At 66.7% G+C, this 12,827-nt stretch carries 9 protein-coding genes and 2 pseudogenes; 5 read left to right on the forward strand and 6 right to left on the reverse strand.

Features of this window, described 5'->3' with window-relative positions; all coding sequences use genetic code 11:
* Positions 1 to 221: 221 nt before the first annotated feature.
* The gene (mobF, locus tag ACZK4S_RS11495) at positions 222 to 5,558 is read right to left on the reverse strand and encodes a MobF family relaxase (RefSeq protein ID WP_463644357.1); all 5,337 of its coding nucleotides are present in this window, start codon (positions 5,556 to 5,558) and stop codon (positions 222 to 224) included.
* A gap of 174 nt (positions 5,559 to 5,732) precedes the next feature.
* On the opposite strand from mobF, the gene ACZK4S_RS11500 reads away from it, so the two are divergent.
* A complete protein-coding gene (locus ACZK4S_RS11500; RefSeq protein WP_463644358.1) occupies positions 5,733 to 5,888 on the forward strand; it encodes a hypothetical protein in 156 nt (51 codons plus the stop codon).
* Between the two features lie 35 nt (positions 5,889 to 5,923).
* Entirely contained in the window at positions 5,924 to 6,958 is a 1,035-nt protein-coding gene (locus ACZK4S_RS11505) for an ArdC-like ssDNA-binding domain-containing protein (RefSeq protein ID WP_463644359.1), read from the forward strand.
* A gap of 263 nt (positions 6,959 to 7,221) precedes the next feature.
* Here ACZK4S_RS11505 and ACZK4S_RS11510 read toward each other — a convergent pair whose 3' ends face one another.
* The 4 genes and pseudogenes from ACZK4S_RS11510 to ACZK4S_RS11525 form a co-directional block, all read right to left on the reverse strand.
* On the reverse strand, positions 7,222 to 7,449 hold the full coding sequence (locus ACZK4S_RS11510; RefSeq protein WP_369819264.1) for a transposase: 228 nt from the start codon (positions 7,447 to 7,449) through the stop codon (positions 7,222 to 7,224).
* 34 nt (positions 7,450 to 7,483) lie between these two features.
* Positions 7,484 to 7,864 (reverse strand): annotated as a pseudogene (locus ACZK4S_RS11515) (transposase); the annotation flags it as partial.
* Between the two features lie 94 nt (positions 7,865 to 7,958).
* Positions 7,959 to 8,423, reverse strand: coding sequence for a transposase (locus ACZK4S_RS11520; RefSeq protein ID WP_369819262.1), 465 nt, complete (start codon positions 8,421 to 8,423; stop codon positions 7,959 to 7,961).
* A 112-nt stretch (positions 8,424 to 8,535) separates the two neighbouring features.
* Positions 8,536 to 9,784 (reverse strand): annotated as a pseudogene (locus tag ACZK4S_RS11525) (IS256 family transposase).
* A gap of 343 nt (positions 9,785 to 10,127) precedes the next feature.
* Here ACZK4S_RS11525 and ACZK4S_RS11530 point away from each other — a divergent pair.
* Together ACZK4S_RS11530 and ACZK4S_RS11535 are read left to right on the forward strand one after the other, a co-directional pair.
* Positions 10,128 to 10,427, forward strand: a complete 300-nt coding sequence (locus tag ACZK4S_RS11530; protein ID WP_076061751.1) for a hypothetical protein — start codon at positions 10,128 to 10,130, stop codon at positions 10,425 to 10,427.
* 23 nt (positions 10,428 to 10,450) lie between these two features.
* Complete coding sequence (locus ACZK4S_RS11535) at positions 10,451 to 10,702, forward strand: hypothetical protein (RefSeq protein ID WP_143570958.1); 252 nt, start codon at positions 10,451 to 10,453, stop codon at positions 10,700 to 10,702.
* A 120-nt stretch (positions 10,703 to 10,822) separates the two neighbouring features.
* On the opposite strand, the gene ACZK4S_RS11540 is transcribed toward ACZK4S_RS11535, so the two are convergent.
* A complete protein-coding gene (locus ACZK4S_RS11540) occupies positions 10,823 to 11,212 on the reverse strand; it encodes a heavy metal-responsive transcriptional regulator (protein ID WP_076061753.1) in 390 nt (129 codons plus the stop codon).
* A 110-nt stretch (positions 11,213 to 11,322) separates the two neighbouring features.
* Here ACZK4S_RS11540 and merA point away from each other — a divergent pair, with 110 nt between their 5' ends.
* Positions 11,323 to 12,753 (forward strand): mercury(II) reductase, encoded by a 1,431-nt coding sequence (gene merA, locus ACZK4S_RS11545; RefSeq protein WP_076061755.1) that lies wholly within the window; start codon positions 11,323 to 11,325, stop codon positions 12,751 to 12,753.
* The last annotated feature ends 74 nt before the right edge of the window (positions 12,754 to 12,827 follow it).

Here is a 12,827-nt window from a genome sequence, read left to right on the forward strand (position 1 = left end):
GGCTTTGCGGACGCGCTCGTCGATCCCGCGCAGGCTCCGTCGGGCGCGTCCTATCGGCAGCGCCTTCTGTCCTGAGATGATTGGGGCGCCGAACTGTGGGAACGCTTACATCTGCCGCGCTGCGGAGGACAGTGTCCGGGGATCCACAGCGACCTCGTCTGCTGCAGCTCGCGCTCCTAAAGGCCGCTGGAGGTCGACGGGGCCACGTCGCGCCAACCGGGCTATCCCGGGTAGCACTGCGTGGGGCTTTTCTTGGACCTGGCGGGGCCGGGTACCGGAAATGGATTCTCGGCCGAACGCGCGCTTCTAGCAACTCTGGTGATGGGTTCGGTGGGAGCCACCTGGTTAGGCTCGTCGGCTGAGGAGTGGGCCGCGAGTTGAGATCGCAGGGTGCGGGTGAGTTCTCGCCCTGTCTGACTGGCGGCGACTGGGTCGGCGGTCCAGGCGTTGATTCGGCTGATGAGGCGCTCGCTGTTCTCTGAGCCGACTAGGTGCAGAGTCTCTGACCAGTGGTTGGGGGTTCGGGCCGCGGTGATTTCGATGAGCTGCTCATCGCAGGTTTCGGCCCGCAGCGCGATGCGGTCCTGAATCATGGCGTGTGCCTGCGGCACGGTGTTCGCAAGCACCCGGCGCAGGTGTTGTGGTCCGTGGTCGTGGAGGAGTTGGGCCGGGTCGGTGCCGTTGGGGAGGTTGACGCGGTTGGGGTCGAAGCGGTGTCGGGCGAGGAGCCAGAACGCGTTTTCAGCCGCGTGGTCGCCGGCCGGGTCGGCGTCGGTGGCGAGGAGGGTTGCTGGATGGTTGCGTAGTAGGAGTGTTTGTTCTGGGGTGAGGGCGGTGCCGAGGGGTGCGACGCCGATGTAGGTGCCTTCGCCGGCGAGGGTGACGGCGATGGCGTCCATGGGGCCTTCAACGAGCACAGGTATGGCAGTGGGGGTGAGGAGCTCGGCACCGTAGAGAAGATGTCGCTTCTGAAACACCGCTGTCGCGGGGCTGTTGAGGTATTTCGGCCCCTGCTGATCCGTTGCCTCTGGGTGGCGTCGGCCGATGAACCCGGTGACGATGCCGTGTTGGTTGTGGATGGGGATGATGGCGCGGTTGCGGAAACGGTCGATGGTGTTGCCGGTGCGGGTGGTGGTGGCGACGCCGGCGGCGGTCATCTCGCCCGTTGTGAAGCCCTGTTTGCGCAGTGCGCTGACCAGGTTCGTCCAGCCGGCGGGTGCGTGTCCGATTCGGAAACGGTGGTCGTCGGAGAGGTCGGTGCGGAACCGTTCGGTGAGGTAGTTGGCGCTCCAGCTGCCGGGCAGCTGGTGTTGGTAGTAGGTGGTGGCTGCTTCGAGGAGTTCTTCGAGGCGTTGCTGGGTGTGTGGTTCGTCGGCCCAGCGGTCCATTTCGGCGAAGCCGATGGATAGTTCGAGGGCGGTGAAGTCGGGTTTGGTGGCGAGTCGGAGGCGGGCGGCTTTGGCGAGTTCCTGGTTGCGGGTGGACCAGTCGATTAGTTCGATTCCCTCTGGTGGGATCTGGTCAGGGTGCGGCGGCTCCTCGTCCTCGCTGGGCGGTGTTGCGGTGAGTTGGTGGGTCCGCCAGAGGAGGGCCTGGCAGGAGTCATCGAACCCGGACGGGTCCGTGACCGTGATGATTTGGTTGAGGGGAATGTCGTGGGTGAGTGCGGTGGTGACCTCGGTGGCGAGGTGTGGCCACCAGGGGCTGGCTTCGAGGTCGATTGTTGCCTCGATTCCGATGAGTCCGGGGAGTTCTGCTTCCCAGGCGGGTATGCCGACTGCTGCTGGTGTGTTGGTGAGGTGTCGGGTGAGTCGCCACCATAGGGCGGCGGCGGGGTGTTCGCCTGGGAGGGGTGCTTCGGCGACGGCTTCGGCGAGGAGGGCGGTGATGGGAACGCCTGTGGTGTGGAGGGCTGAGAGGCGGTGGGCCAAGGCGGTGGCGTAGGGGTCGCCGGGGATGTCGTCGCGGATGTCGCGCAGCAGGTCGGTCCACACGGCCGTCGGTGTGGCGAGGCGTTCCTGGAGGGCGAGTTGGTGGCCTCGGGCGGCGGTGCCGAGTTGGGGTGGGCCGGTGGGGCGGCGGTCGTCGGGTTCGACCCCGACGGCGGCGCGCCACACTTCGATATCTGCGATGGTGTGCGGGTTGAGCGGTTGTCCTGGCAGCGCCCATGATGGCTGCGACATCGCCGCGGACGTGATGCGGACCTCGTCGGTGAAGCTGGCGACCTGGTCCGCGCGCGCCGTCAGGTAGGCACCCCAGCGGTCCTTCTGCGTGAGGACGTCTGGGATGGCCGGGAGCCAGGGGAGTGGTCCTGGTGGTTGTGTGGGGAGACGCCAGGTGAGGACGGCTGCCGCGTCTGTGGCACTGGCGACTTCGCGGAGATCGACCGCGTTGCGAAGGAGTTGCACGGGCGTGGTGGTGTCGTCGGCGGCAAGCAGCAGGTGTGCGCGGAGCGTGGGCCAGGCCGGGCTTGCGGTGAGCCCGTCGACGATGTGGTCGGCGTCTCGGTCCAGCTCGGCTGCGGAGGTGGGGTTGTGGAGTTCTGCAGCGAGGTGAAGGGCGTCGGTGTAGCGGGCGACGGCATGTCGGAGGCGGGCGGTGGGATCGGTTGCCTGACGTTGTTCGGTGGCTGCGGAACGAGCGGATCCGTCGCGGGCCAGCACGGCCTCAATGATGTCGGTGGCGGTTGTGGGCCGCAGCGTGGCGGGATGGATGGGTGCGTTCTCGTCGGTGGCGTCGACGATTTGGATGTAGGAGTGGTTGCTGTGACGGCCACGGCTCATCGCGACGTAGAGCTGCTGCCTGGTCTCGGTCCCGGTGATGACGGTGTGGGTGGTGTCGACGGTGATGCCTTGGGCGCCGTGGACGGTCACGGCGTAGCCGAGTTCGACATGGTTGGCGACGTAGGCCGGGGGCAGTTCGACGGTGAGTCCGTTGTCGCGGTGCTTGGCGTGGATGGCGCCGGCGGGGGTGATGGCGGTGATGGTCCAGCGGTCACCGTTCTTGACCCAGTCGGTGCTGCTGGTGGTGAGGCGTCGGTCGTTGAGGCGGGTGACGATGAGGTCGCCGATCGATGCCTGGTTGTCGTCCGAAAGGAGGACGCTTGGCTGGTCGGCGGTGTTCTGGCCGCTGCTGGTGAGGCGGTGGGCGCGGGCCCACTGGTTGAGGGTGGCCACGCTGTGGCGGGTGCCGGCGAGCATGAGGGAGTCGAAACCGTTGGCGCGGTCGATCAGCCAGTTGTTGAGGGTGTCGCGGAGGACGGTCTCGTCGGTGCCGGCGTGGATGCGGTCGTGGTCGAGGTAGTAGCCCACGGCTTCGGGCCGGCCCTCGCGCAGCGCGAGGGAGGCTGCGGCTTCGGCGGGGTCGGTGAACCGCATGATGGTGGTCAAGTGCACGGCCCCGTGCGTGGTGACGAGGTCTCGGAGCACCCCACCGGCACCCACCGCAGCCAGCTGTTGATCGTCACCGATCAGCCGGACGGAGGCGCCGCGTTCGATGGCGTGGTCGATGATCGTGGCGAGGGTGGGGGTGTCGGCCATGCCCGCTTCGTCGATGATCACCAGCGTGTCCGGCCCGACAGGACCGATGTCCCCAGGGCCGCTGTTGTTGTGGAGGTCGAAGGCGAGTTTGGCCAGTGTGGTGGCGTCACCGAGCTGATCCTTCAGGACGCTGGCGGCGACCGCGGAGGGAGCCAATCCCACGACGTTGCCGCCACTCTCTCGCCACGCCCGCGCGAGTGCTGCCATGGCGGTGGTCTTCCCCGACCCGGCAGCGGCCAGGGCGACCTGGACCCGGCGCTTGCTGGTGGTCATCTCACGAACGAGCGCGGTCTGGCCAGCGTTGAGAGCGACACCCTCGGCGGTGGAAAGGAGCAGCGCAAGGGCCACGTCGGCCTCGGTAGCGGCGCGGCCGTCGGTGCGCCAGGCGGTGTCGGTGATGCGTTGTTCGGCGTCGATGACGGCCTGGGAGGTGAAGCGTCTGTTGCCCACTTGCGCGTACATCGACTCACCATCAGAACGTCGCAACACGGCGGGGTCACTGATCGGATCGGCCCATCCGTCGAGCGCCACACACCGACTGGTGGCGGCGGCCAACAGCTGCTCGGTGAGGGCTGCGGCCTGCTGCGGAGTGCCGACGTGGCGTCGTGCCTGACGCGATGCTTCCGCGTGGAGGTGCCACACGTTCCACGACGCACGAGAGCGCCCCATCGTCTCCACAATCCCCGCCGCAGCCTGCGCAATCCACCGAGGATCTAGGGGGATCTCAGGACTGGTTGCCTGCTGCACGTTCGCGAGCATCCGTTCGACTCCGCCGGTGCCGAGGACCGCGGTAGCTTCCCGCATCCAGGTGTCGCGTTGCTCTGCCAGGGTCCGGGGTTCGTGCTTGGCCTGCCGGGTCTCCAGGGTCGCCTGCTGCGCCAGCGCGATGGCCTCAGCCGGGGTCGGCGGGCGCAGATGGCGGTGTTGGAACTCGACGGCGAGTTCGCCCTGGCGGGCTTCGATCGCTGCCCGCCGACTCGACCACGCCTCACACAACCCGCTCGGTACACCGATGATCTCCCTAACCGAACGCTTCCCCTCTACTGCCTCACCGCCGGCGGCGAACTGGAGGCCGAGGGTGTGGGTCAGATGGGCTTCGAGGTGGGTGTTGTACACCTCGCTGACGCTGACCAACCCGGCGAACAGCGGCCTTCCGTCGATCGCCAACCACGTCCCATCCAGGGCCTGAACCTTGTTCGCGATCGCCACATGTGTGTGCAGATTCGGGTCCCCGGCCCGCGAGTCCCGGTGCGTAAACGACGCCGCAATCAGCCCTCGGACGTCGACCTGCCGGACCCCGCCGGCACCGCGCCGTGAGTACAGAACGCGCTGCTCCAAATAGGTCAGGGCATCGGTGACGGCGGCATTGTGGGCGGCCTCGATCGCAGCCGCCATCGACCGCGGCGCCACAGCCCACAGCGCCGAGACCGACTTCACCGGGGTGAACGTCACGTCGTACCCGGCACACGCCGTCGTAGGGTTCCGCGACAGCCGCGCGACCTCCGTCGACAACTCCAACGGTGTGGGTGCGCGACCGGCGCGCGCCGTAAATATCGTGGTGGCGAGCTCGTTACGGATCCCAGCCCGCACGTCCACCGGCACCACCGCATCATGCGGCAACCCATTGGCACTGGACCATTGGCTGCAGCGGACCGCCACATCCTTCTGGAAGGTGGAGGCCGCCTCGTAGACCTTGAACGGTGTCCCCAACCTGGCCGCGTCGCGGATCTGTTCGCGAGAGGCACCCACCGGGAGAGCCGCCAGCCGAGCGGCCATGTTCGGGTGATAGCCGGCGCCGAAGAGTGCCCTCATCTGCGTCTCGTCAACGAAACTCCCCGTTGCTACGTCGCCCAACCCGGCCAGACCCGAGCCCACCCAGCGGCCGGGGATCTCGCCCTTCTCCGTGTAGTAACTCGTCAGCGACGCGTGCCCCTTCTCGGTGGAATCCTGCGCAGCAACCTGCCGGGTCAGGTAGTCATACCCCGACCCCGCGGTCAGCTTGTGCAGAGACGCCGTCACACATATAAGAACCCGCCCCCGATCCAGGTAGCGCGATCAACGGTCCGGGAATGCAAGAGGTGTGTGCCACTCCACTAGTGGGGGGTACGGCCAGTTGAGTGTCTATCAGCGAGGCTGTGGCCGGTGATGCTCGGGTCAACGCGGTGAGGTCACCGAGGCGGGGTTCATAGAGGCATGGACAACTCATCGGGCGAAGACTTCAACACTGATCTGCCGCTGATCGTCGAACAGCTGCTACTGCAGGCAGAAGAGCACCTGGCAGCCGGCCAACTGACGGAGGCCGACGAGCTACTTAACGACGCCGAACTCCTCGCCGGAGATGACCGATGAATGGCCGGAAGCTCACCGCTGCGCAGCAGGCCCGGGTGGCCCACCAGCGGGAGGAGCGGGTCAAGGAACTCCAGGAGCAACTCCAGCACGGTGTTGCGGCGTTGATGACCAGTGACGGGTGGCAGACGTGGCTGTCATTCATCTCGAGGTTTCGCCAGTACTCGGTGCGCAACCAGATCCTAATCATGGCGCAGAAGCCCGACGCGACCCAGGTCGCCGGCTACCGTGCGTGGCAAGCGGCAGGCCGTCAGGTCCGCCGCGGCGAGAAAGCGATCTCCGTCCTCGGGCCCTTGACCCGGAAACTCCTCGACGATGCTGGTAACCCTGTCCTCGACGACGCGGGCAACCCCCGCCTCGGGATCTACGGCTTCAGACCGATGCCGGTCTTCGACGTCACCCAGACAGACGGCCCCGACGTCCCGCAATCCCCACACCAGGAATCGACCGTGCTGCAGGGCGCGGCGCCGGAGGGTATGTGGCACGACCTCGCCCGCTACATCGAATCCCACGGTTTCACCGTGGCAAGCACGCCAGACCTTGGCGGACCGGAGGGCCTCACCCGGTTCGACACGCTTCAAGTGCTGGTCTTGGATAGTTTCCCGCCCGCGCACGCCGCAGCCGTCCTTGCGCACGAGGCAGGCCATGTCGTGATGCATCAGCCTGCCGCCGGCAACGGCCAACAGTGCCGCGGGGTGGTCGAGGTAGAAGCAGAGAGTTTTGCCCATGTGGTGGCCGCCGACTACGGCCTCGACGCCTCCAGCGCATCGTTTGGCTACCTCGCCGGGTGGGCGGCATCCGCGGCACAGCAGCGCCAGTGCACACCCGAGGATGTAGTCCTCGAAACAGCTGAACGAGTCCGCCGCGCCATCGTCGACTACCTCACCCACCGAAACCCCGAAGGAACAACCTCGGCGGCTGTGGTCGCGTATGCACGTCTGCACCGCAGCGTTGAAGGTTTGATCAGCCCGGCCCACCCCCCACCCCCGGTGCGGGCTCCCGTGCAGCACTCCGTCCAGAACCTCACCAAGCGGCCATCCTTGACGGCAATGCGTCAGCGGATCTCGCCATGAATCTTCCCCGATAAGGCCTGCCGAGAACGTGCCGACCGCAGCCCGCACGAGGCCTCCAGCGCCGAAAGCAGAAACGCTGCACAACTCTCGACTGTCCGGTTTTCGGTGTAAGTGGCGGTTTTCATTTTATTGGTTCTGGGTTGTGGGCATGCGGTCTGCGAAGGTGATGGCGAAGGCGTTGAGGGCGGGCTTCCAGCGCATGCCCCAGCGGGTCTGGCCGGTGCCTTTGGGGTCCAAGGATCTCACGGTCAGGTACAGGGTCTTCAGGGCGGCTTGCTCGTTGGGGAAGTGTCCTCGTGTCCCCCGACCGCCCTGCGGAAGCGGGCGCTGAGGCTCTTGATCGCGTTGGTGGAGCAGAGGACCTTGCGGATCTCGAGGTCGTAGTCCAGGAACGGTACGAACTCGGCCCAGGCGCTTCGCCAGAGCCGGATCATGGCCGGGTAGGCCTTGCCCCACTTCTCGGCGAAATCCTCGAACGCCCCGCTGCGCATCGACTTCGGTGGGGGCTTGGTAGATGGGTTTCAGGTTGACTGCGATTTCGGGCCAGTGCTGCTTCGACGCATACGAGAAGCTGTTGCGCAGCAGATGGATCAGACAGGTCTGAACCTTCGCCTGAAGGAACACGTTGCCGATGCTGTCGGGCAGGCTCCTGTCCCGTCACGCACGATGAAGAACATCCCGGACGCCGCAGTACTTCTGCTCGGTCAGGCACGCGAACCAGAACTTCGCCGACTCCCCGTCGCCGTTGCCGGGCCAGATGCCCAGGATGTCCTTGTGCCCGTCCAGGTCGACCCCGATCGCGGCGTAGTAGGGCTGGTTGCGGACCTGCCCGTCACGGACCACGATCGCGTCGATGAAGATCGCCGCATAGATGCGGTCCAGCGGCCGCGCCATCCAGGTGGTCATCTCGTCGACGACCCGGTCGGTGATGCGACTGATGGTGTCCTTGCTCACGCTGGTGCCAAGACCTCGGCTAAGTGGGCGGCGATCTCCCCGGTGGTCAATCCCTTGCGAACAGGCTCAGGACCATCGCGTCCATGTCCGACCAGCGCCGTTGACGTTTCTTGACCAGCTGGGGTTCGAAGGTGCCGTTGCGGTCCCGCGGGACTTGGATGTCAATGGCACCCACGTTGTCGGTGAGCACGGTCTTGGTCCGGGTCCCGTTGCGGGAGTTCCCGCTGCCGCGGCCGATCGGGTTGTGCTTGTCGTAGCCCAGGTGCTCGTTGAGCTCTTCGTCAAGGGCGGCCTCGACGATCTGCGCGGTCAACGCTTTGAGCAGACCATCGGGGCCGGTCAACGCGATCCCGGCGTCCTTGGCCTGGCGCACCATGTGCGCGATCGCTTCCCGCTGATCTGGACCCAGATCAGCCGGCTCCTCCGGCATCGATGGATGTGGTTCGGTCACGTCGTCCAGTCTGGCTGACGCCTCGATCTCCTCGAGGGAAATGACGTGGTTCTCGGTCATGATGACTTCCTCCTGCCCTCACGGGCACTGGAGCCACTTACACCGTTTGCCTGACAGACCCGTCAAGCCCCGTGGAGTGGTGTAGCGGTTTTTCCTTCGTAGGTCGTTGGGGTCAGGCGCTGAGCGCCGGCGGGTGGTCGGGGAGCTCCTTTTCGGTGGTGTTGGGGATGGTGGTGAGTCGGCAGCGTGCGAGGATGTCGAGGCCGAGGTAGCGGCGGCCTTCTGCCCATTCGTCGGTTTGTTCGGCTAGGACTGCGCCGACGAGGCGGATGATGGCTTCCCTGTTCGGGAAGATCCCGACCGCGTCGGTGCGGCGGCGGATTTCCCGGTTGAGGCGTTCGGCGGGGTTGTTCGACCAGATCTGGCTCCACACGTCCTTGGGAAATGTGGTGAAGGCGAGCACGTCGGCTCTGGCCTGCTCGAGGTGCTCCGCGACGGCCGGCAGCTTCTCTGCGGTGTAGTCCCAGCAGCCGGTCGAACTGCGCCTCGACGGAGGCCGCGTCGGGCTGGTCGTAGACGGAGTGGAGCATCGCTTTGACCGCTGGCCACATGCTCTTCGGCGTGACGGCCATGAGGTTGGCGGCGTAGTGGGTTCGGCAGCGCTGCCAGGACGCGCCGGGTAGGTTCGCCGCGATGGCCTCGACCAGCCCGGCGTGGGCATCAGAGGTCACCAGCCGTACTCCGGCCAGGCCGCGGGCCACCAGGTCAGCGAAGAACGTGTTCCACGCCGGTTTGGTCTCCGAGGTTGCCACTTGCAGACCGAGGACTTCGCGGTGACCATCGCCGTTGACACCGGTCGCGACGAGGACCATGGCGTTGATCACCCTGCCGCCTTCGCGGACCTTCATCGTCAAAGCGTCGGCGGCGACGAAGGTGAACGGGCCGGCATCGCCCAAGGGGCGGTGTCGGAACTGCGCAACGTGTTCGTCGAGGTCGGTGGCCATGCGGGACACCTGTGATTTCGACAGGCCGTCGATCCCGAGGGTCTTGACGAGTTTGTCCATCCGGCGGGTCGACACTCCGGCGAGGTAGCAGTCGGCGATCACCGTGATCAGCGCCGCTTCGGCACGTTTGCGGCGCTCCAAGAGCCACTCGGGGAAGTAGGTTCCGGAGCGCAGTTTGGGGACGGCGACATCGATGGTGCCGACACGGGTATCCAGAGGGCGGTGGCGGTAGCCGTTGCGCTGCGCAACCCGCCCCGCGGAAGGCTGTCCCCACTCGGCGCCGCACACCAGATCGGCGTCAGCCGAGAGGAGGGCGTTGATCATGTTCTGCAGGAGCTGGCGCATCATGTCCGGGGATGCTTCGGTCAGCAGGTTGCCCAGCACGCGGGCGGGGTCGACAATATGAGGAGCGGTCATCGTGGTTGATTTCCTTTGAGAGAGCTTTGGTAGGTGAACTCGAAGGATCCCACGGTGACCGCCCTGCCGTCATCGACGGCCACGGCCACTGTGGGGGCTACACCACTCTAGGGGGCTCTACTCAGTGCAGCGCTGGATGCCGTCGGCGTCGGATCAGGACGAAGCCGTGGCGCGGCACTCCGAATGCATGCCCCTTGTCGCAAACGTCGTAGCTCTCGGAGAGCGTCCCGTCGTCTAGGTGCTAGGGGGCTTGTCAAAGCTTGTCGGAAACTTGACCGCGACCATACCCGCGCCCCACACGGCCCGGAGATGATGGGCTTGCGATCGAAGAGGAGATCAGACCATGACGAAGCTCAGCCAGACCAGGTACGGCGTGCGGGGACTCACCTGCAACCGTTGCCTCGTGAGCGCGCTCGAGGCCGTCCGGGCGCTGCCCGGCCTCCGCCGGGTCGCGATGAGTCTCGTTCCATCCGGCGAGTCACTTCTCACCGTCACCCCGTCGGACGTGGCGACCGGTTCCGAGCTTCGCGCGCTTCTCGGGAGCGTGGGCTTCGAACTCACGCTCCGGCGCCACGAACAGCTGCCCTCCGACCTGATCAAGCCCCCGAGCGAGCAACAAGCGCCTCGGCCCTCCCACCCCTGACCGCCGATGAAAGGACCGTCCCCATGACGCACCACCCGCACACCGACACCACACCCCACCACTCTCATCCGAGCGGCAGCGACGAGGCGGGTCGACCGCCGTCGCGGCACCGGGGACGCCACTGGCACATGCTCCTGATGTGCGTTCCCTTGGTGGCGCTGGGTCTGTGGTCGCTGACTCGCGGTGCGGGTGCGGGCACACTGATGGTGGGCCTCCTCTGCATGGGCATGATGCTGTTCATGCACCGCATGGCCGGCGCCGGTCACCGCCACTGACCTGCGAGTTGCATGACGGCGAAGCGCCGTCGCCGGAAACCCGACCGTGTCGAGAACGCAGCTGGGCTGCCTGCTCGCTGTGGCCGAAGTGACCGGCCCTACAGGGCATCGCAGCACGGTTCAGACGTAGCGGCAGACCTGGTCGGGTCCGCAGGTATCGGGGTGGATGGCGCTGGCCTCCTCGCTGAGTGCAGTGAGGGCATCGCGGAGAGCAGTCAGCCTACTCAACTGATGCTCGATGTCGACCAGGCGTTGGCGAAGCAGGGCGCGGACGTGTTCGCAGGGCGCCTCTCCGTCGTCGCGGATCTCGAGCACCTGCTGGATCTGGGCCAGCGTGAGTCCGGCGGCCTGACCGCGGCTAATGAAGTTCAGCCGGTCGAGCACGGTCGGGTCGTAGTCCCGGTAACCGGCCGGAGTCCGGCCCGGTGCTGGCAGCAGGCCCCGCTCTTCGTAGAACCGCAGTGTCTTGGTGCTGGTGCCCGCTACGGAGGCGAGTTCACCGATCCTCATGGCCACCCGCCTTCCCTAATTCCCTGACAGGCCGGATTTGACCTTCCCCTGCACTGGAAGGTCCAGTCTGGCCTTATCCGAGCATTTCGCCAAGTGATGGAGGTACCCAAATGGGCCAGAGGGTAGACCTCGCGGTGATCGGCTCCGGCGGTGCGGCGTTCTCCGCCGCGATCCGGGCCCGGAACCTGGGCAAGTCGGTGGTGATGATCGAGCGGAGCACGGTCGGCGGGACCTGCGTGAACATCGGCTGCGTGCCGTCGAAGGCGCTGATCGCGGCCGCCGAGTCCCGGCACGTCGCCGCCGACGCCCCGGCTCGCTTCCCCGGCATCGCCACCGCTGCCGGCCCGGTGGACATGCCGGGCTTGATCCGCGGCAAGCAGTCCCTGGTGGAGGGCCTGCGGTCAGCGAAGTACGTCGAACTCGCCGAATCCTACGACTGGCCGATCCGACACGGCGTGGCCTCCTTTGTCGGCACCCCCGACGCCCCGGCGCTGCGGATCATCGGCCCGGACGGGACATCGGAGGTGCTCGAGGCCGCTCACTATCTGGTCGCCACCGGCGCCGAGCCCAGGATTCCCTCCGTTCCAGGGCTGGACCAGGTTGATTTCCTGACCTCGACTACTGCGATGGAGCTCACCGAGGTTCCCGAGTCCCTGCTGATCCTGGGGGGTGGGTACGTGGCCCTGGAACTGGCCCAGCTCTTCGCCCGGCTCGGTTCGACGGTGACCATGCTGGTCCGCTCCCGGCTGGCCTCCGCCGAGGAGCCCGAGGTCAACCAGGTGCTGGAGTCGGTCTTCGCCGACGAGAGCATCACTGTCGTTCGCCGCGCCCAGCTGGCCACGATCACGCAGGACCAGGCGACCGGCGAGGTGACCGCCACCGCGTCCGTCGAAGGCCGCGCCAACCAGTTCCGCGCCCAACGTGTACTGGTGGCACTGGGCCGCCGCCCGGTCACCGACGCGCTCAACGTCGAGACCGTCCAGGTCCAGACCGGTAGCGGCGGCGAGATCGTCGTCGACGACTCACTCGCTACCACCAACCCGCGCATTTGGGCAGCCGGAGACGTCACCGGGCACCCGGAGTTCGTCTACGTCGCCGCCCACCACGGCGCAATGGTCGTCGACAACGCCTTCACCGGCGCGGCACGCACGGTCGACTACAGCCACCTGCCCCGGGTGACGTTCACCAGCCCCGCCATCGGCGCCGTCGGGATGACCGAGAAGCAAGCCATGGCGGCCGGTTACCGGTGCAACTGCCGCGTGCTACAGCTGGACCACGTGCCCCGCGCCATGGTCAACCGGGACACCCGCGGATTCATCAAGGTCGTCATCGACGACGACACCGGCCGCATCCTCGGCATCACCGCCGTCACCAAGGACGCCGGCGAACTCGCCGCCGCCAGCGTATTCCTCCTCGACGGGCAGCGGACCTACCACGACGTCGCAACCATGTGGGCGCCCTATCTCACCATGGCCGAAGGCATCAAGCTCGCCTGCCAGTCCTTCACCACCGACCCCACCAAACTGTCCTGCTGCGCCTGATCCGGCCCCGAATAGGCGCAACAGCCTGAAGCAACACGGGCTAGGGCGACCGCTACGGGGATGCCAGAATCGGG

It is taken from the genome of Tessaracoccus zhenghani (genome assembly GCF_055326325.1).

Coding starts and splice junctions, on each gene's coding strand:
- merA (WP_076061755.1), top strand. CDS start 11,323: ATGGGCCAGAGGGTAGACCTCGCGGTGATCGGCTCCGGCGGTGCGGCG.
- ACZK4S_RS11540 (WP_076061753.1), bottom strand. CDS start 11,212: ATGAGGATCGGTGAACTCGCCTCCGTAGCGGGCACCAGCACCAAGACA.
- ACZK4S_RS11530 (WP_076061751.1), top strand. CDS start 10,128: ATGACGAAGCTCAGCCAGACCAGGTACGGCGTGCGGGGACTCACCTGC.
- ACZK4S_RS11500 (WP_463644358.1), top strand. CDS start 5,733: ATGGACAACTCATCGGGCGAAGACTTCAACACTGATCTGCCGCTGATC.
- ACZK4S_RS11535 (WP_143570958.1), top strand. CDS start 10,451: ATGACGCACCACCCGCACACCGACACCACACCCCACCACTCTCATCCG.
- ACZK4S_RS11520 (WP_369819262.1), bottom strand. CDS start 8,423: ATGACCGAGAACCACGTCATTTCCCTCGAGGAGATCGAGGCGTCAGCC.
- ACZK4S_RS11510 (WP_369819264.1), bottom strand. CDS start 7,449: ATGCGCAGCGGGGCGTTCGAGGATTTCGCCGAGAAGTGGGGCAAGGCC.